This window comes from Aquimarina spinulae (genome assembly GCF_943373825.1).
GTDB classification, from domain to species: domain Bacteria; phylum Bacteroidota; class Bacteroidia; order Flavobacteriales; family Flavobacteriaceae; genus Aquimarina; species Aquimarina spinulae.
Genome location: NZ_CALSBP010000002.1, coordinates 2,202,664 through 2,222,718 on the forward strand (window position 1 = coordinate 2,202,664; position 20,055 = coordinate 2,222,718).

Annotated in this window: 14 protein-coding genes; 5 read left to right on the forward strand and 9 right to left on the reverse strand. The window is 34.8% G+C overall.

What is annotated here, in order from left to right; all coding sequences use genetic code 11:
- Positions 1–5: 5 nt before the first annotated feature.
- From gldD to mutY, 4 genes are all read right to left on the reverse strand, one after another.
- Positions 6–578, reverse strand: coding sequence for a gliding motility lipoprotein GldD (gene gldD / locus NNH57_RS15360; protein ID WP_074406969.1), 573 nt, complete (start codon positions 576–578; stop codon positions 6–8).
- The gene (locus NNH57_RS15365) at positions 559–1,890 is read right to left on the reverse strand and encodes a gliding motility-associated protein GldE (RefSeq protein WP_234423319.1); all 1,332 of its coding nucleotides are present in this window, start codon (positions 1,888–1,890) and stop codon (positions 559–561) included. Before NNH57_RS15365 ends, gldD begins: the two co-directional genes overlap by 20 nt.
- A gap of 24 nt (positions 1,891–1,914) precedes the next feature.
- Entirely contained in the window at positions 1,915–2,376 is a 462-nt protein-coding gene (locus NNH57_RS15370; RefSeq protein WP_025664476.1) for a single-stranded DNA-binding protein, read from the reverse strand.
- A gap of 226 nt (positions 2,377–2,602) precedes the next feature.
- Positions 2,603–3,652 (reverse strand): A/G-specific adenine glycosylase, encoded by a 1,050-nt coding sequence (gene mutY, locus NNH57_RS15375; RefSeq protein ID WP_108807287.1) that lies wholly within the window; start codon positions 3,650–3,652, stop codon positions 2,603–2,605.
- 130 nt (positions 3,653–3,782) lie between these two features.
- Here mutY and NNH57_RS15380 point away from each other — a divergent pair, with 130 nt between their 5' ends.
- The 3 genes from NNH57_RS15380 to NNH57_RS15390 all read left to right on the forward strand — a co-directional run bounded on the left by NNH57_RS15380 (position 3,783) and on the right by NNH57_RS15390 (position 9,739).
- Positions 3,783–4,073, forward strand: a complete 291-nt coding sequence (locus tag NNH57_RS15380; RefSeq protein ID WP_024768281.1) for an HU family DNA-binding protein — start codon at positions 3,783–3,785, stop codon at positions 4,071–4,073.
- 284 nt (positions 4,074–4,357) lie between these two features.
- Complete coding sequence (locus NNH57_RS15385) at positions 4,358–5,896, forward strand: Rne/Rng family ribonuclease (protein ID WP_074406966.1); 1,539 nt, start codon at positions 4,358–4,360, stop codon at positions 5,894–5,896.
- 228 nt (positions 5,897–6,124) lie between these two features.
- A complete protein-coding gene (locus NNH57_RS15390) occupies positions 6,125–9,739 on the forward strand; it encodes a DUF6443 domain-containing protein (RefSeq protein WP_159099149.1) in 3,615 nt (1,204 codons plus the stop codon).
- Positions 9,740–10,284: 545 nt separating this feature from the next.
- On the opposite strand, the gene NNH57_RS26560 is transcribed toward NNH57_RS15390, so the two are convergent.
- The 5 genes from NNH57_RS26560 to NNH57_RS15410 all read right to left on the reverse strand — a co-directional run bounded on the left by NNH57_RS26560 (position 10,285) and on the right by NNH57_RS15410 (position 15,903).
- Positions 10,285–10,602 (reverse strand): helix-turn-helix domain-containing protein, encoded by a 318-nt coding sequence (locus tag NNH57_RS26560; protein ID WP_082994844.1) that lies wholly within the window; start codon positions 10,600–10,602, stop codon positions 10,285–10,287.
- Positions 10,603–10,818 carry a hypothetical protein gene (locus NNH57_RS15395; protein ID WP_074406963.1) on the reverse strand — a complete coding sequence of 72 codons (216 nt, stop codon included), beginning with the start codon at positions 10,816–10,818 and terminating at the stop codon, positions 10,603–10,605. It abuts the gene before it with no gap.
- A gap of 127 nt (positions 10,819–10,945) precedes the next feature.
- Entirely contained in the window at positions 10,946–12,652 is a 1,707-nt protein-coding gene (locus NNH57_RS15400) for an AraC family transcriptional regulator (RefSeq protein WP_108807285.1), read from the reverse strand.
- Complete coding sequence (locus NNH57_RS15405; RefSeq protein WP_108807284.1) at positions 12,649–13,518, reverse strand: thiopeptide-type bacteriocin biosynthesis protein; 870 nt, start codon at positions 13,516–13,518, stop codon at positions 12,649–12,651. Before NNH57_RS15405 ends, NNH57_RS15400 begins: the two co-directional genes overlap by 4 nt.
- Before the next feature lie 99 nt (positions 13,519–13,617).
- The gene (locus tag NNH57_RS15410) at positions 13,618–15,903 is read right to left on the reverse strand and encodes a lantibiotic dehydratase family protein (protein WP_108807283.1); all 2,286 of its coding nucleotides are present in this window, start codon (positions 15,901–15,903) and stop codon (positions 13,618–13,620) included.
- Between the two features lie 372 nt (positions 15,904–16,275).
- On the opposite strand from NNH57_RS15410, the gene NNH57_RS15415 reads away from it, so the two are divergent.
- The gene (locus NNH57_RS15415; protein ID WP_074406959.1) at positions 16,276–17,451 is read left to right on the forward strand and encodes an HlyD family secretion protein; all 1,176 of its coding nucleotides are present in this window, start codon (positions 16,276–16,278) and stop codon (positions 17,449–17,451) included.
- A gap of 348 nt (positions 17,452–17,799) precedes the next feature.
- A complete protein-coding gene (locus NNH57_RS15420; RefSeq protein ID WP_108807282.1) occupies positions 17,800–19,983 on the forward strand; it encodes a peptidase domain-containing ABC transporter in 2,184 nt (727 codons plus the stop codon).
- Positions 19,984–20,055: the final 72 nt, after the last annotated feature.

The window sequence follows — 20,055 nt, forward strand, 5'->3', positions numbered from 1 at the left end:
GTTTTTTACTCTTTCCAACGAAGCGTTTCCATAAAATACCTCATATCATTACGCAAATAATTCGCAGCAGGAAGTATAGAATCATAGTTAGGTTTCACCTTAAAATACATAGAACCTACTATAAAATGCCGAATACTATCGGTGACATAAAACTGAGATGGAGAAGCTGCATCACCAGAAACCTCATAAAACATACCATATACTTTATTTTCTTCATTTGCATATGGTGTTTGTACAATCCCATCTGCTTTGATTACATGTTCCTGAGTAAGGTTTTGAGCATCCCTAAGTAATGAATCCAGGTTATTGTTAATTTCATAATAAGAAATATACATCGTGGCTCTTAGTTTTTTATACTCTAGATTGTACCAACAATTTTTATTTCTTCTCGCTCTACGTAGTTCTGAAAATTCGTTTTTTTCAAAAGAATAAGGACAAGGCAATGCCAACTCTTTATACTTGGGAGCAGGGTAACTTAAACGCAGCATCCCTTCTGGTTTAGGCAGTATTTCGCCCCCGCAAGAAAATAGCATACATATACTGGTCACTATAAAAAATCTAACTATTTTCGTTTTCATTAATGGTCAATTTCACTTGTTTTATTCGCTTATTATCCAACGATTCTATTTTAAAAGTATACTGATCTACTACAATAATTTCTCCACGTTTTGGGAAACTTCCAGAGATCTCTAGCAACAAGCCTGCAATAGTTTCTGCATCCCCTTTCTTTTCTTCAAAAACCTCATTATCTTCCAGTTTCAGTACTTTATAAAAATCTTTTAAAGCTGTTCTTCCTTCAAAAACATAGTTTTGATCATCTAATTTTGAAAATATTAAATCTTCATCATCAAACTCATCACTAATATCTCCTACAATTTCTTCTATAATATCTTCGAGAGAAATCAAACCACTGGTTCCTCCATACTCATCTACAACTATAGCCAGATGATTTTTTTTATCCTTAAAATCATTAAGTAAATCATCTAGTTTTTTATTCTCTGGTACAAAATAAGGATCTCTTAACAGAGATATCCAATCAAAAGAAGATGTATTAATATAAGGCAATAAGTCTTTTACATACAGAATCCCAATTACATTATCGATACTATCCTCATACACCGGAATCCTGGAATATCCTTTTTCGATAACTACAGGAAGAATTTCTTGATATGCAGTTGCACTATTTAACGCAAAAATATCCATTCTAGGATGCATCACCTGCTTAGTATCTGTGTTTCCGAAAGATACAATACCTTCTAATATTTTCTTCTCTTCGTCTGTAGTATCCTTGTCTGAGGTTAATTCTAATGCCTGTGACAATTGATCTACACTTAAATTAGATTTCTGTTTTCCTAATCGGTTATGAATCCCAACAGTGATGCTACGCATTGGCATACTAACTGGCGAAATGGCCCAATCCAGAATTGCCAGGGGTCTTGCCATAAATTTAGCGAACTTCACCTTATTTCTACTGGCATATAGTTTGGGTAAAATTTCACCAAACAATAAAATCAAGAATGCTGCGACTCCGACTTCTACTACAAATCTCACATTAATCCAACCTAGCCAAACATAATCAAGATTGCTAAAATATATCTTCCCCAAAGTATCAAAGAGCAACACTATCGCTATATTGATAAAGTTATTTGCCACTAATATGGTGGCTAATAACTTTTTAGGGTTATCTAGTAATTTAGATACAATCCTAAGATTCTTAGACGCATTCTCTTCATCTTTAAGATCTGTGGGAGTTAAAGAAAATAGAGCTACTTCACTACCAGATATTAATGCAGAAAAAATGAGCAGCACTACCAGTACAACCACATTAATAGTTTGCATAAAATCGAAAACAAATAGTGAAATAAATAACGGTTCAGGATCAGGGTCCAAATTATCTTTGTTTAGTTAGACATATCAGAACGGAAGATCATCATCTTCTGTTGCTGGTGAATTAGATGAAACTTCCTGCGAATTGCTGGTAGCAGGTGTGTTAGTTTGTGGGGTATTCTGAGGTTTATGCTCAGAAGGTTGGTTCTCATTCTTAGGTGTAAGAAAAGTAAAATCTGTACATTGTATTTCTGTACTATACCTGTCTTTTCCTTGCTCATCTTGCCATTTTCTGGTTTTAAGACGGCCTTCAATATATACCTTATCTCCCTTATTAAGGTATTTCTCGCAAATTTCTGCAGCTTTATTTCTAACCACGATATTGTGCCACTCTGTAGTGTTTACACGTTCTCCTGTACTTTTATTTACATACGAATCATTAGTAGCAAGAGGAAATCTGCCTATGCAACTACCTCCTTCAAAATAATGCATCTTTACCTCATCACCCGTATGCCCTATAAGCATTACTTTATTTAGTGTTCCAGACATTTTAGTTTATGGTTTGTTGTTTTGGTTTATCATTGCAAAGAAATGACAAACTGTATTAAATAACGCTATCCTAATACTTCTTATTTTTCAAAGTAACTTCAAATAACTTTGTTTATAGTAAATGTAATAAAAAAATTAATATATAAATGATCTCTCGATGGTCTTAACTTAGGTTTTAGATCTTTTTAACCTGTTGTGCTTTGAGGTTCTAAATTCATCAATTTTGCTAAAAAAAGGCATCTATAAAATTACCCAACAGAATAGGAACGGGATAGGTATGTATTTCCTCATAATCAACAATTTTTTGATCCTGGTTTATTTTTGAAGGCATATCTGATTTAACGATATAAAATCGGGTATATAAATGCTGATGAGATAATTTATGCACAATAGCCTCTTGTTGATGAGGTACAATCTCATACTCTTTATCTTTTATCATTTCTCTAAAAACAACATGAGATGCAATAGCATCTGTATCTATAGCATCACTTTCTATTAAAGGAAACTCATATAATCCTTTCCATATACCACTACCTACTCTTTGTTGGATGATCGTTTTTTTATCTTCTGTAAAAAACACCAAATAATTAAAGTAGCGTTTTTTGATTTTTAGTTTTTTGATTTTAACTGGCAATATAGCTACTTTTCCATTTTTAAGTGCTTCGCAACTATCTTGCAGTGGACATACAATGCAATACGGACTTTTGGGTTTGCATTGTAGTGCTCCAAACTCCATAATTGCCTGGTTATATTCTGCTGGCTCTTCATGATCCATTAAGGTTATCGCAAGTTCTTTAAATTCTTTTACTCCTTTTGTACTATTAATAGGAGTATCGATTCCAAAATATCGTGACAATACCCGGTATACATTTCCGTCTACTACAGGAACCGCTTCGGCATAACATATAGAAGCTATAGCGCTCGCTGTATAATCGCCAACTCCTTTTAATTGTATGAGACCTTTATATGTATCGGGAAAAACACCATTTAAATCATTTGCTACATATTTTGCCGTAGCATGTAGATTTCTGGCTCTCGAATAATACCCTAATCCCTGCCATAACTTTAACACTTCTTCTTCACTTGCATTTGCAAGATCAAATACCGTTGGAAAAGTTTCTGTAAACGACATATAATAAGGTAATCCTTGCGCCACTCTGGTCTGCTGAAGTATAATTTCACTGAGCCAAATATGATATGGATTTTTAGTTTCTCGCCATGGCATCGACCTTTTATTTTGTAAGTACCACGTAATGAGTTTTTTAGAAAATATCATAGTAAAATTATAAGTTTTGCAAAATTAAACGTTTAAAGATGAAAATATCATCTTAAGTATTGATATTTTGGATTTTAAATTCTTATATTTGCCCCCTTGAAAATTTAAAAACCCCTAAATAGGTAATATAATGACTAAAGCAGATATTGTAGCAAAAATTTCAGAAAAATTAGGAATAGAAAAAGGTGATGTTCAGGCAACGGTTGAAACCTTTATGGAAGAGGTAAAAAGTTCACTAGAGAGTGGAGATAATGTATACCTTAGAGGATTTGGTAGTTTTATAATCAAAACCAGAGCAGAGAAAACAGGCCGTAATATTTCTAAGAACACTACGATCAAAATTCCTGCACACAATATACCTGCGTTTAAACCTGCAAAAGTATTTGTAGAAGGTGTAAAAACTAACGTAGAAGTAAAATAAATAATTATAAATATAAAAAGTACACACTATGCCAAGTGGTAAAAAACGTAAAAGACACAAGGTAGCTACGCACAAGCGTAAAAAAAGAAGAAGAGCCAACCGCCATAAGAAAAAGTAGTTTCTAACTACTTTTTTCATTTAAAAAGTTAAGTTCTTTGAAATCGAAATAAGACATATTACCCCACTACCGGTATCTTTGTTTTATTTCAACGGAATTGTAAAAATTCCTGTGAAAAAATTGTTTAATCCATCTCGATAATTATCGGGATAAAAATCTAATCAGAGTGAACAACGAATTGATCATTAGGTCAGGTTCCTCTACGGATTTTGCCTTATTAAAGGATGGAAAACTAATTGAATTACATAAGGAAGAAGACGACAGCGATTTTTCGGTAGGTGATATTTTTATTGCCAAAATCCGCAAATCTGTCCCAGGTCTAAACGCCGCATTTGTTAATGTAGGCTATGAAAAAGATGCGTTTTTGCATTACCACGACCTTGGTCCTCAAGTATCTTCTTTACTTAAATTCATAAAACGTGTAAGCACAGGTAAATTAAAAAATTATTCTCTTAAGGATTTTCCTTTTGAGAACGATATTGATAAACACGGTACTATTACCAATGTGTTAAAATCAAATCAATCACTATTAGTACAGATAGTAAAGGAACCGATATCTACCAAAGGCCCTCGAATTAGCTCAGAGCTTTCGATTGCTGGTCGATATATTGTTTTAGTTCCTTTTTCGAATCGAATTTCTATTTCTCAAAAAATAGAATCCTCAGAAGAAAAAGAACGTTTAAAAAGGCTTGTAAAAAGTATTAAGCCAAAAGGTTTCGGAATTATTGTACGTACAGTAGCAGAAGGCAAAAAAGTAGCAGAACTAGACAAAGATTTAGAGAATCTAATGGGACGATGGCAAAGCATGTGTAAAAAAATGCACAAAGCTCATCACCCTTCAAAAGTACTAGGTGAAATGAATAGAGCATCTTCTATATTAAGAGATGTATTTAATGACACTTTTACTTCTATTGTTGTAGATGATGAAGATCTCTGCAACCAAATCAAAGAGTATCTGCAAGAAATTGCTCCAAAAAAAGAATCAATTGTAAAACTTCATAATCCTAAAATACCAGTTTTCGAAAAATATGGTATTGAACGGCAAATCAAAACAAGTTTTGGCAAGACGGTGTCTATGAGTAAGGGTGCTTATTTGGTTATAGAGCATACAGAAGCGATGCATGTAATCGATGTAAATAGCGGTAACCGATCTAATAAAGCCAAAAACCAAGAAGATACTGCACTAGAGGTAAACCTAATTAGTGCAGCTGAAGTAGCCCGCCAACTGCGTCTTAGAGATATGGGAGGTATTATTGTAGTCGATTTTATCGATATGAATAATGCAGATAACCGTAGAACGCTCTTCAACCAATTGCGAGAAGAGATGAAAGACGATAGGGCAAAACATAAAATTTTACCGCCAAGTAAATTTGGCTTGATTCAAATCACGCGACAGCGTGTTCGACCAGAAATGAATATCAAAACCCGGGAGGATGATCCAAACGGAATAAATGGCGAAGTTGAGGCGCCTATAGTATTGGTAGAAAAAATTAAAGTCGAACTAGAAAAATTAATTAAAAAAGAACATAAAAAGATAACGTTAAGTGCGCATCCTTTTATTGCAGCTTTTTTAACCAAAGGATTTCCATCCACCCGATCCAAATGGTATTTTAACCATAAACGATGGGTAAAGATTGTACCTAGAGACGCTTACACGTATTTAGAATATCATTTTCACGATAAAAATGGTGAATTGATAAAATAAAATTAAACCCGGCCTGATAACAGTGCCGGGTTTTTTGTTTTTAATGATGTTTATGCAGCTATCATAAGTAAGCTACAATTTCTCATTCCTAACCTTCTACTATACTTTTCATCCATAAAATTATATGTAACAAAAACATTATTAATAAAAAAAATCCCAGTCCCGAAAAATGAAACTGGGATATCGTATTCTTGACCTATGAAATCAATCTCATATACCATCTGTATCATGAAAAATACTATACTCTTCGTCTTATTAACCCTCACAGGGTGGCATCTTAGTGCCCAGGTAGTACTATCAGACAAGAACTATGTACATACTACAGTTCCGCAAACAGCCTTGACGATTGCAGAAATGGAGAATGTAAACTGCTCTAATATCAATGATATCGATAGGGCTATAGAGAGTGTTACTTATTTTGATGGATTAGGTAAGCCTATTCAGGAAAGAGCCATCAAAGCCTCACCAGATGGTAAAGATATTGTGACTCATATCGAGTATGATGCCTATGGCAGACAAGCAAAGCAATATCTACCTTTTGAGGCAGACAATACGATAGGGAGTTATAAAGAGATCAATATTAATACGGATATCAATCAATATTATAAGGATACCTATGCTAATGATTTTCCTGGGATTAGTGATCTTACACAAATTAACGCCTATTCAGAAAGTATTTTTGATAAATCTCCTCTTAATAGAGTAGTAAAAATTGGCGCACCTGGTACAGCCTGGAAAGCAAACCCCAGTAGTGATGCAGATCATGCTATAAAGACAGATTGGTATACTAATAAAGCTAATGAAGTGGTGTATTTTAAAGTTGATTTTGCTAATCCAAATGATACTGAGGCCCCTAGTCTGGTAAAGGATGGGCACTATGCCGTAAATCAATTGCACATAACTATTACTCAGGATGAGAATTGGACTCCGGCAGAAGGTAACAACCATACGACCAAAGAGTACAAGGATAAACAAGGTAGAGTGATCTTAAAAAGAACCTTTGCCAATGTTGGAGCGCCGAGCGTAGTCGAGGCGCACGACACTCATTATGTTTACGATAGATTTGGGAATTTAACCTATGTAATCCCTCCAAAAGTAACCACTAGTGATGGCGTGAGTCAGAGTGAGCTTGCCGAATTGTGTTACCAATACAAGTACGATCAGAGAAATCGCCTTATCGAAAAGAAAATTCCTGGTAAAGACTGGGAGTATATTGTCTATAATAAACTAGATCAACCGATTCTAACTCAGGATGCCAACCTAAAAGCAGATAATGCCTGGCTCTTTACCAAATATGATATTTTTGGCAGGGTTACCTATACGGGTAAGATTACCGATAACCGAGATAGAAAGACCATACAACAAGCTGTGAATACAGAATCTACACTATGGGAACAACGAGATGTTGCTTCCCAGATCGATGGGACTACCATCTATTACAGCAACACGGCATTCCCAAAAACAAACCTGGAGTTACATACCATCAACTATTATGATGATTATGGCTTTGATCTTGCAGGATTAACCAATCCCGGTACTGTATATGGCGAAACTATATCAGATCAAACCAAGACACTACCTACAGGAAGCAAGGTACGAGTACTTGATACTTATGATTGGATCACTACCGTTACTTGGTATGATAAAAAAGCACGACCTATATACGTAGCTAGTAAAAATGAATATCTTAACACTACAGATATCATAGCAACCCAATTGGATTTTGTAGGTAAGGTAGAACAAACCAAAACTACTCATACCAAAGACAATACTACACCAATTATAACCATAGATACCTTTACCTATGATCATATGGGTAGGATGCTTACCCAACGACAATGTATAGAAGATACTTCTGGGGTCAATTGTACTGGTAATACAGGAGTTACACCAGCAGTAACCTTATCACAACCGATTACCCAAACCACAACTACTGTAGCGGGTAATACCATTACCTTATCTAATGGATTTCATTTTGCAGCTACGGCTAGTACTTCTTTCCTTGCTAAGATCCAGAACGAGGAATTCCCGGGAGAATTGATTGTATCTAATACTTATGATAAGTTAGGGCAACTAACTTCTAAAGAAGTTGGTGGTGGATTACAAGATGTACATTATACCTACAATGTACGAGGATGGTTAAAAAACATCAATCAGGATAGTTATGATGATAATGACCTGTTTGATTTCACCATCAATTATAATACCCCACAACATGGGGCTACAGCTTTATATAATGGAAATATCTCTGAAACAGCATGGAAAACTCAAAGTGTAAACCCTAATCCTCCGAACAATCCGGTAAGTAGTTTCTATTTGTATAGTTACGATGCACTTAACAGGATTGTAAGTGCAACAGATAATACTGGCAATTATTCGATAAGCAATATCACCTACGACAAAACAGGAAATATCCTTTCCTTAAACCGAAAAGGGAATCTTAATGAAGCAGCTACTTCTTTTGGAGATATGGATATGCTAGCATACACCTATGATAGCGGTAATAAACTCTTAAGAGTGACTGATACCGGGAATACGACTTTTGGTTTTAACGATGGCACCAATACCAATGATGACTATGCGTATGATGCTAATGGTAATATGACCCAGGATCAAAACAAAGGGATTATAGGGATCACTTACAATCATTTAAACTTGCCTAAAACAGTAACGGTAAATAATGCTTCTCATAATGGAAATATTACCTATATTTATGATGCCACTGGGGTAAAACTAAAAAAGATTGCAACAGAGGGAAGCTCTTTAATTACTGAGTATGCCGGCAATTATATCTATAAGAATGGTACACTAGAATTCTTTAACCATGCGGAAGGAATCGTAGAGCATGAAACCGATGGATATAAATATGTATACCAGTTTAAAGATCATTTAGGAAACATCAGACTCTCCTACAAAGATGCGGATAAAAATGGTTCTATATCCCAAAGTGAAATTATTGAAGAGAAAAATTATTATCCCTTTGGACTACAACATCGAGGTTACAATTTTGCAGTGAATGGGAGCAAACATAACTATGGTTTTGGAGGGAAAGAAGAACAGAATGAGCTTGGTTTAAATTTATATGATTATCATGCTAGAATGTATGAACCATCAATTGGAAGAATGATGAATATTGATCCTCATGCAGACAGTTATTATGGAATTAATCCTTATAACTATACGCTTAATAATCCTGTTTTGTTAATCGATCCCGATGGGAAAGATACTGTGATTTCAATAGAAGGTAATACCATAACTGTATCTACACAAATTTATATTCATGGTAGCGGAGCTACTCAAGAAGAAGCAAATAAAATTCAAAAGAGCATTCAATCACTTTTTGGAAAGCATAATGAGTTTAAATACACAGATGAAGATGGTAACGAGTTTGACGTAAACTTTGAAACATCAGTAGATATATATGATGAAGAAAACACAGAATTAGCAGAAGGTGATAACCTTATTGAAGTTAAAAATGAAGAAGGAAGATCAGAAGTAAGTGAATTAACAGGAGATACAGGTACTTGGTATTCTAAAGAAAAAACAGCTGGAGAAAATTATGGGATATATCCGCATGAATTTGGACATTTGGTTGGATTAAAAGATAGATATTCAGTTTTACACTCCCTAGTTGGAATAAATAAACCTGATAAAAATTGGGAAGATAATTTTATGGCAGATGGGGCCACTATGAATGTCCAACAACGTAATATTGATGGAATTGTAAAAGGGGCAGTAAAAAGTTATAACAGGTACAAAGAGCAATATAGTGATCAAAAGAGTTCGAAAAAACCATACAAATACATAAAAAATACATCTTTTAATAGAATTAGAGGAAATTGATAAAATTTAGATTATGAAAAGAATAATTATTTTTTTAGTAATAAATATAATAGGATTTTTTTTTCAACTCTATGTGTTGATGCCTCATTGTTATCCCTGTAGACCTGGAGAACCCTGTTCTATATGCATGGGTAAAGAGCAAGGAATATTCCTCATTGCTTTACTTCTATTTGATATTTTTTATATATTAAAATATTTTATTAAACCCAGAATAAAGAAAAATAGATAACCTGTTAAAAGAAATATTTTCCTGCTAGCGTAGATTAAAACCAGATCGCTCAGATATGATAGTACAGAAATGTTTTCTGAGCTTCCCTGCTCCCGTTAGCGTCTCACCAGTAGTGTCAAAGCTGTAACAGTATATCAGGACAAGACAGTCTGAGTTTCATATTCCAGATCTTAAACTCGTGACTTTGCATCATAATGCTACTCCTAGTCGTGGATTCCGGATCAAGTCCGGAATGACAAGGATAATGGATTCTGGCGTAAGCCAGAATAACAGAACAAACCTAAAACCTAAAACCTAAAACCTAAAACCTAAAACCTTACTCCTCCAGCTTTTTTATGAAATACGAGGGGTATATCCCTGTTTTTTTGTAGAACGTTTTAGAAAACGCCTCTGCGGTATTAAAACCGACCTCTTGCGCAATAGCTTTAATCGTATATTTTCTGAATCTTGAATCAGATTGTAGTTTCTCTACTACAAAATCGATACGTAGGTCATTGATGTACTGACTTAACGTTTTCTGTTTGCAACAATAGATAAATAATCGTCCTGGCTTAGATACGCCAGGACGATTATTTTTTACTACTTCTTGATTAGTATTTAAGTAGTACTTATTTATTACAATTGTAATAAATATTTATCTATGCGCAACAAGATCATCAATATCTGTTTGATTACCGCCACATTGAGGAGGTCTTTGATGGCTTCGGCAACCTGGTCCAGATTGATCACATCCATTTATTGCTACAGTTTCCATACTCCCAGCTTTTATCTTCGACAGTTTATGCATTGTTAATAATGTAATGTTCAGTTTTTTTAGCCCCAGCTTCTTTGTTTGATGTTGATTTTTCATGAGTTTTTATGTTATGAGTTCAAAACAAATGTAGGGGATTACCTTAAAAAAATAAGGTAAAAAAAGGAAGTGCCAGTCTGTATTCTAAGAAATCAGACTATTAACATTCTCATAATCAATGATTTGCCTATTTACCCTTTTCAAGCTGTTTGATAAAGTAAGAAGGGTAAATTCCCGTCTTTTTGTAGAAGGATTTAGAAAAAGCTTCGGTAGTATTAAATCCAATTTCGCGAGAAATCGCTTTGATGGTATATAATCTAAATTTGGATTCGCGCTTTAGTTTTTCGATCACATAGTCAATACGCAATTCATTTATATACACACTAAAGCTTTTTTTCTTATAGGTATTAATGATCTTAGATAAATATTTAGAATTGGTCTGCAATTTTTTGGCCAACTCCCCGGTAGTAATATTCGCCGATAAATAGCCTTGTTTATCTTCAAACTTTTGCAAGCCTTCTAAGACTGAGTTTACAATCTCCTCAGAAATCCCTATCGCCTCTGGTGTGGCAGGATGCTTATCCGAAATTTCTTTTAGTGCGGTAGCATCAAGGGTTGGTGCATGCATCAATTCTTTAAAACGTTTTCTATACCTTACATTTTTAATATAGATCAACACTACAACAATGATCAGTATTATAGCAAAAATGACGGCAATGATAAATTTTATACTCGTCTTTTTCTCTTTTTGCTCTAAAACATTAATTAAATTCTGCTTTTCTTCTAATAGTTTTGGAGTATCATACTCCTGCACTATTTTTTTACTCAGGTTTTTATAATTGGTATCCAGGATACTATCTACTCTAAATAACTTATCAATATAATATAACTGTTTATTTTTATCATCTATCGATTTATAATGATCGATCAATAGTTCATACCCTTCTCGCATTTCCATAGAAACAAAACCCGAACGCTCATAGGATTGATCAATTTTTAATAAGTACTCCAGGTGCTTTTCGTTTTCACCAAATTCTTTATACAATCTTGCCAGGTAAACATATGCATTAACCAATGATTCCTCTACTCTTGGCTTATATTTCTCAATAAATGGTAATGCTTTGTTAATACTATCTAGTGATCTTTGATATTGTTGCTTATAGTATAAATTAATCCCTTCATGCAATACAAAAAAAGGATAAATATCTAAACTATCTTTAAGCGATTCTTGTATTCCTTTGGTATTATAAAAAGTGGCAGAATCTCCATACTCTAACTTTCTATAGGTATCTGCTAAATACCATATAGTTCCCAAATGCCCTATCCCACCTATATTATTATCTTCTTCATAGTCTATAACCTCTTTAAAGATTACTACAGCATCATCAAGTTCTCCAATTTCTCTTTTTATACTGCCTATATTATGTTTGGTTAGGTAGTAAAAGTCTTTATTATTAGATGCATTAGCATACTTTAAGGCCGCCAAATAACTATCCAATGCTTTAGAATAATCTCCTATCTGTCTATATTCTCCTCCTTTAATAGAATATGGCACTGCAGGATATAACTTATGGTTTAAATCTTTACTTACCGCGATTGAGCTATCCAAATATGCAATTCTTTCAGGAAATTTGTTTTTAAACATAAATACCGCAGATCGATATGCTTTGGCAAGAGAGAGTGGGTCATTTTTCTGTTTTGCTTTGACTAATAACGTATTTGCATAAATTTCATGCCTAATAGAATCATTATAATACTTAAAGCCTAGCTTTTCAATCTCATCAAATGTTTTATTCTTTAACGAATCCGGGATGGTAAACGTACCCGTATTCTGGGCAACCCCCGGGATCATATATAAAAAAAAGATACTAACGATAAGTACTAGTTTTTTCATGATACAGTATAGCTTACTTTTGTTTTTTGGTATCGTACTAAAAAATCATAACACACCAACTCATAAAATCGTTGTTTGGATCTAAAGGCACGGTTTACCAGCATATGTATATAGCTGCTTAGCAAATCGTCTAATGGCATTTCTAATTGGTTATCTTGCTGTGCTTCCATAATCTTTTGTACTACTCCTAATGATTGTTTTGCTTTGTGATCCAGCAAATCATCTAAGACTTTATAATCTTCCTGCATAGAAGTTGTCTCTAAAAAAGAAGAAAGCTTGCTTTTTAACCCCCTATATTTTTTATCTAATTGTTTATTTAGTCCCTTATCGGCATGAAATTCTCGCTTAAATCCCATGCTGTTTCGGGCTACCAACTCTAGTTTTTGTTGTTGTTCATAGCCAAAACTGTTTAACAATCTATCGATTGCTTTTACTACAAATAAAAAGTACAATTCTTCATCTTCGATCAACGCTATGGCATCCAGTAACATGGTACTGTCATAAAAAAACAGAGCTTCAGAAATCCCTATGGTATTTGTACCATAGCGTTCTAATTCTCGTATATAGGTATCGGTTTGCAGTTTATATACTACCCGCTGTTCTACATAATGTTGCATCGCAGCATTAATCTGCAGGATCACGGTTCCTATCGCTCGTATATCAGGTAAACGAAATCGTATCCTAATATGAAAATCGGGATCTCCGTAACGTATAAAAAACCAGGAGTCGATCAGACCTTGTTCCAGCAACTGCGCAGTGAGTGGTTTTATGGTTTCGGTAAGGAGTACATCAGACGTACGAGCACCACAATATATCTTATAATATAGCCACTCATCCCCCAGTATATATGTTCTTTTTGTACTCATGTAGTATCCCCCTTGTTTTGTGTTTTTACTGCTTTGTCATTCCTGCCCTTCGATTTTACTCAGGATAAACTAAAGGCAGGAATCCAAAAATGATCTTAATTATACCTCAACTGCTTTTAATGCTTCGGTGTTCTTTCTTGTCTGCTCTAGTTTTTCTTTATTATACAGCGAGATTACAAACTGGTTGGTATAACTCATACCTTCTTGCTGTACGATACCTTTTTGCTCATTAGACTGTCCTTCTTCTGCAAATAAAAACTCTTCTAATACGCATGTTTTTTTATTTTTTATAGTGTCTAACCACATGTTTATCGAGTTTGTATTCTCCATATGGATCAGCAAAGTATTATCTCCATCTATCAATTGTACCATCTTTGGTATATTATGTTTTGCTCTCCAGGTGGATATCATTGCGATCCTGTTGTTTTCACTATTTTCTTTTAGAAAAAGCAGGTCTGCCATAGTGATCTTCCATCGGGCTTTTGCCAATATAAACTCTTTATACACTACCCTGGGTAAAAAAGTATGCTTCTCTAACGCTTCTCCCCAATAAAACCCAAGGCCTGGTCGACCACCTTGCTTTTGTACATCACATAAGAAATGATATACCGGCAATGCATTAGCACTATAATTATGGGCATTGGTCAAACGAGGAATAATTTCTTTATTAAGTGTTTTAGAGCGTAATATAATACGACCATATCGCACCGATATCATTAAATCTGATATAGATACCTGTTGCTCTATTGGTACATTAGATTTTCCTAAATACGGGATTTCATACTCACGTATGGTTGCCCTGCGAATCACATTACCCGTCCTGGATTCTGGTAAATGAACAACTTCGGCCAGGATCTGGTTTTGATACATTTCTTGTTCTATCGCTGCAATACCTTGTACATGTTTTAAAATATCCTCGTTTCCGGTAGAAAACCGCCCTAACAGATTTGCCGCAGAGGATCCTCCTACAGAAGAAAATATCATCTTTTCTTCACCATCAACCGTTGCAATTTGAGCAATTGTCGACATAGTATCGGGCAAATCACCCCAGTCTAATTCGAGATGTTCAACATCTTTATCTTCGAGCGATAGCGTATATTGGTTTTCCTTATGTATATGTTGTAATTTCTTATTTAGAATTTCCTGTACCGGGGTCCAGTGCATTTCTTGTTTTGAAGCCGGTTTGGAAGGAATATACAGATCGTCTAAAAAAGAAGTAGAGTCACTGGCATCCTGATGCTGAAGGTATCCAATACCTACCTCGGTATCTAAAACAGTAGCCAGAGGAATTTCCTGAGTTTCGTATCGTTTTGTAAATGCATCTTTAAACCGTTGTAAGTGCGTTTCTGATGAAGCGCTATTCATTCTATTTAACAGCTCTAGTGCTCGCGTTAACTTATATCCCCATCGTATATTTAATTGATTAGACTGTGCCTGGGTATACATATCGGTCTGAAAAAGGTATTTTAACTCGAAAGGTGTTTCTAGCTTTGCTACCCGCTCACTAAGTTTTAGGTATTCGCCAGGTCCATTACCCAGTTTCTGATCTATTTGTTCCAGAAATTTTTTATAGAAATCAATCTCTGTTAGTATAGCATCTGTACCTTCTATCTGACTCAAACAGGTTTCTAACTGTTCTAAAAAATCATCTCCGGTTACAGAGGGTTCTATCTCACTCACCAGGATTTGATTGTCTATCAATTCATCTATAAATTCTGAAGCTTCTTCATGGGTAATTTCGTCATCAACCAGAAGAGAAGCTAATTCGTTTATCTTTTTACCAGTCCTGGCACTCTCGATTATAGCTTCGAGATACTCTGCATAGGCTACCGCCTCGATAGAGTGTTCTCGTCTATTATATTTGTTATACTTGTATTCTATATATCGATATTGATCTCCGATTTTATACAGGCTATTATTGGTATACCACAATAGCTGTTTTTTGATGACTTCTTCTTTGGCCATCTTTTGCGAGAAAGCCACCAAAAAGTTCATATCAAACCGCGTTTGTCTTTGATGAGTATCATAATTAGACAATTCTATTGCTGTAGTCTTGCTAAAGGTTCCTATACTACAACCGGCAAATAACCCAAAGGGAGTACAACGCGAACTCATCCTGGATAGATATTTTAACAAAGATGATTCTAATCGTTTCTTCTTTTTAACATCTTTGAGTTGTCCCGACAGCCATTTCTCTATTTCAGAAAACAGTTCTGGTGATGCCAGAAAAATAGCTTCTCTAATGCTGTCATTTTTCCAGACATCTTTAAACATTTCTACAGGTATCTCCTTCTCTTTGGTAAGGTTATGATAAAAATCTAATGGTAAAAGGGGAGTTCTTAGACAAAACTGATCAAAGAAGGTATATGGATTTTTTAGTTTCAAGAGGTGTTGGTATTATTCTATACTTATTTAACAGGATATAAATATACTATTTTCTGTTTTAAGATTTCTTTTAGATAATTATAACAAAACTATATGATAATCAATTGATTACCATTTTAAACTAAAAGTCTGTATTCTGGGAATCCCGTGTTTGTTTTCAGGAATCACGACTTCTTTCCCTTGTTTTTGGGGCTTTATCAAAGGTATATTTGATCAAATCAAAAAACGTAGCAGTCGCTTTAGTTTCACTCAAAAAATCAAAACTTATGATACACGTACTGATCAATTTCATTTCACAATTCACCTCTTTTCTGATGGATCATTTTATCATCATGTATCAATCTATTGTTAACGTTTAAAGAATATTCCAATATGAAACAGTTATTTCCAAAAGAAATTATAGAAAACACCATAGAGGTACATCAGTTTGAACATAGTCGTAAAAGTAAGATGATCTATACAACGATATTAGTTGCTTTTATTATTGCATTGGCACTATTACCGTTCATCAAAGTCGATATCTATACTACGGCAAGAGGAATGCTAAGGCCTAGTAAAGAACGAATTGCTATTACTCCGCTTCAATCAGGTAAAGTTGTTTTTGTAAATATGGTGGATAATCAAAAAGTAAATAAAGGTGACACCTTGCTTATGACGAACACTTCTGTAGTAAAGGAACAAATCACCCGATCCTCGACACAGATTAAAGAGACCGAACAGTTTATTACAGATTGCGAATATCTGATCAATACAGCTAAGCCGAAATTCAACAACATACAATCGGCACGTTACCAAAAAGAATATCTGTACTTCACTCAAAAAATACAGGAGCTAAGAACCCGATTTGAAAAAACAAAAATCGATTACTTGCGTAACCAAAAACTGTTTGAAAAAGGAGTAGTCGCCAAAGTAGATTATGAGAACAGTGCTTTTGAGCATCAACTGGCATCGAGTACACTGCAACAATATCGAAAACAACAAAAAAATAACTGGCAGGCCACAGTAACAGAGTACCACAACACCATAAGAGAATTAAAAGGTGGATTAACTCAACTAAAACAGAATCAAAAAGAGCTGTTGATTACGGCACCAATAGATGGGATTCTTAAAAATGTTTTGGGTATCGAGCCGGGTAGTTTAATTGCAGGAGGATTAACTATTGCCGAAATATCTCCCGATACCGGACTGGTTGCAGAATGTTACCTCTCGCCATCAGATATAGGATTGGTGGGTCGGAATAAATCGGTGAATTTTCAAATCGATGCTTTTAACTATAACCAATGGGGATTAGCTACCGGAAAAATTCTGGAGATCAGCAAAGATGTAGATATCATTAATGAACGACCTGTTTTTAAAGTACGCTGTGCTATAGATCAGGGGCATCTCGAACTTAAAAATGGTTTTAAAGGGAGTTTTAACAAAGGGATGACACTTAGCGCACGATTTCAACTTACGCAACGCACCTTGTATGAATTACTTTATGATAAGGTAGATGACTGGTTTAACCCATCGAGTCCCACTATAGCAGAAGTAGTGAATGTCGAATAAATGAATTGTGAAGTTGAGAAATACGAAAGCGATAAGCTAGACGATAGAGGTCTGGTGTAATGGTCGTCAAGTTGAACTTTTAATTGTCAGTCTGAGCGTATCGAAGACATCTGAATACTCAAATTTGAAAGCACTTCGACAAGCTCAGTGTGACATAGAATTTTAAATCTTATTCTTGACTAATCTAGATTGGAGATTGATAGTTCGAAGTAAAAAATATAAAATAATGAATATGAAAGTGATAAGTAAAAAACCCTGTTACACTCTTTAAAAACAGCGTTTTGTAAGTGAGACAAAAGATGCATAAGTCTCAACACTCACTACTCTTATCTCAATACTAAATAAATTATGGCTAAAACAAAAATAAAACAACACGATATCACTGATTGCGGTGCGGCTTGCCTGGCATCAATTTCGGCACATTATAAATTGCAACTGCCAATCGCACGTATTCGACAGTTTGCAAGTACCGATAAAAAAGGAACCAATGTATTGGGATTAATCGAAGCTGCCGATAAACTCGGGTTTGAAGCCAAAGGAGTACGTGGGGATCTGGATAGTTTGTTTAAAATCCCTAAACCTGCCATCGCTCACGTGATCGTGAATGAAAAATTACATCATTATGTAGTGATCTACGAAGTAACTAAAGAGCACATCAAAATAATGGATCCGGGAGATGGTAGGTTTCATAAAAAAACACATGAAGAATTTAATAAAGAATGGACAGGAGTATTGGTACTACTACTACCAAAAGAAGATTTTACAACAGGTAACGAAAAAGTATCGGTTTATAAACGATTCTGGTTTTTATTAAAACCGCATAAAGGAGTATTGACACAGGCTTTTGTTGGGGCAATCATCTATACCTTATTAGGGTTCTCTACCTCGATATACATCCAAAAACTCACTGATCATGTTTTTATGGGTACCAGTACCAAACTGCTTAATCTGTTAGGAATTGTTATGGTCACATTATTACTTTTAAAACTAATAGTAGGAGCATACAAAGATGTTTTCCTGATCAAAACCGGGCAACAGATCGATTCGCGACTCATTCTTGGGTATTATAAACACCTGTTAAAACTACCACAGCAATTTTTTGATACGATGCGGGTCGGAGAGATCATCTCCCGAATTAGTGATGCTGTAAAAATCAGAAACTTTATCAATGGAGTAGCCTTAAACCTAACCGTTAATATTCTAATCCTGATATTTTCTTTTGGATTGATGTTTACCTACTATTGGAAACTGGCGCTGATCATGCTGGCGATTATTCCAATATATGCGATCATATATGTAATTACGAATAAACTAAACAAGCGTACAGAACGAGGGATTATGGAAAAATCTGCAGATCTGGAGAGTCAGTTGGTAGAATCTCTAAACGCTGTAGGAACTATCAAAAGATTTGGTCTTGAAGGCTTTGCCAATATTAAAACAGAAACCCGCTTTATTGGGTTATTAAAAATAGGATACAAGTCTGCATTAAACAGTGTATTTTCTAACTCCAGTACCGGTACTATTGCACAATTATTTACCATCATCCTATTATGGAGTGGTTCTTTTTTTGTAATTCAAAAAGAAATTACTGCCGGAGAACTTATGGCTTTTTATGCGATTATAGGATATTTTACCAATCCTGTTGCCAGTTTAATCAGTGCTAATAAACAGATCCAAAATGCATTGATTGCAGCAGATCGTTTGTTTGAGATCATGGACCTGGAACGCGAAGAAGGGGAGCAGAAAATAAAACTCACAAAAGATAGCATTGGTGATATCAATTTCTCTAGTGTAGGGTTTAGATATGGCTCCAGAGTAGAGGTTTTTAAAGATTTTAATCTTGAGATTCAGACAGGGAAAATCACAGCCATTATCGGGGAGAGTGGTTCGGGAAAATCTACTCTGATGTCTTTACTACAAAATATCTACCCTATCCAGAAAGGACAAATATCTATAGGAAATCAGGATCTGAAACACATCGAGAATGGTAGTCTAAGAGATCTGGTAAGTGTGGTGCCACAAAAAATAGATCTATTTGCCGGTAATGTGATAGACAATATTGCAGTAGGAGAATTTGCTCCAGATATAGAGCGCATTATGGAAGTATGTAAAGCCATAGGTATTCTTGAATTTATAGAAAATCTGCCTAATAGCTTTGCTACATATCTGGGAGAAAACGGAGCTACCTTATCTGGAGGACAAAAACAACGTATTGCCATTGCCCGAGCATTATATAAAAATCCTGAAGTATTAGTCCTAGACGAAGCTACCTCATCACTGGATAGTACTTCTGAAAATTATATCCAGAAAGCAGTACAAAGTCTGCGCGATCAGGATAAAACCATCATCATTATTGCCCACCGATTAAGTACAGTGATTAATGCCGATAAAATTGTAGTACTCGAAAAAGGGAAAGTAGTAGAAGAAGGAAATCATGAAGTATTATATGCCCGACAGGAAAAATACTATGAACTATGGCAAAAACAAATGCCAGTAGTAGATCATATCCCTAAAATAAATGCTGTTGCATAGCGAAGATGGTTCGGTAAAATTTAATTGATAATTATGTTTTTAAAATGCTAAAAAACTTTTTAATCTAAAATA

What these genes read in the sequence shown, in the direction of transcription:
- gldD (WP_074406969.1), bottom strand. Translation starts at nt 578, where the DNA reads ATGAAAACGAAAATAGTTAGATTTTTTATAGTGACCAGTATATGTATG.
- NNH57_RS15370 (WP_025664476.1), bottom strand. Translation starts at nt 2,376, where the DNA reads ATGTCTGGAACACTAAATAAAGTAATGCTTATAGGGCATACGGGTGAT.
- mutY (WP_108807287.1), bottom strand. Translation starts at nt 3,652, where the DNA reads ATGATATTTTCTAAAAAACTCATTACGTGGTACTTACAAAATAAAAGG.
- NNH57_RS15380 (WP_024768281.1), top strand. Translation starts at nt 3,783, where the DNA reads ATGACTAAAGCAGATATTGTAGCAAAAATTTCAGAAAAATTAGGAATA.
- NNH57_RS15390 (WP_159099149.1), top strand. Translation starts at nt 6,125, where the DNA reads ATGAAAAATACTATACTCTTCGTCTTATTAACCCTCACAGGGTGGCAT.
- NNH57_RS15395 (WP_074406963.1), bottom strand. Translation starts at nt 10,818, where the DNA reads ATGAAAAATCAACATCAAACAAAGAAGCTGGGGCTAAAAAAACTGAAC.
- NNH57_RS15400 (WP_108807285.1), bottom strand. Translation starts at nt 12,652, where the DNA reads ATGAAAAAACTAGTACTTATCGTTAGTATCTTTTTTTTATATATGATC.
- NNH57_RS15405 (WP_108807284.1), bottom strand. Translation starts at nt 13,518, where the DNA reads ATGAGTACAAAAAGAACATATATACTGGGGGATGAGTGGCTATATTAT.
- NNH57_RS15415 (WP_074406959.1), top strand. Translation starts at nt 16,276, where the DNA reads ATGAAACAGTTATTTCCAAAAGAAATTATAGAAAACACCATAGAGGTA.
- NNH57_RS15420 (WP_108807282.1), top strand. Translation starts at nt 17,800, where the DNA reads ATGGCTAAAACAAAAATAAAACAACACGATATCACTGATTGCGGTGCG.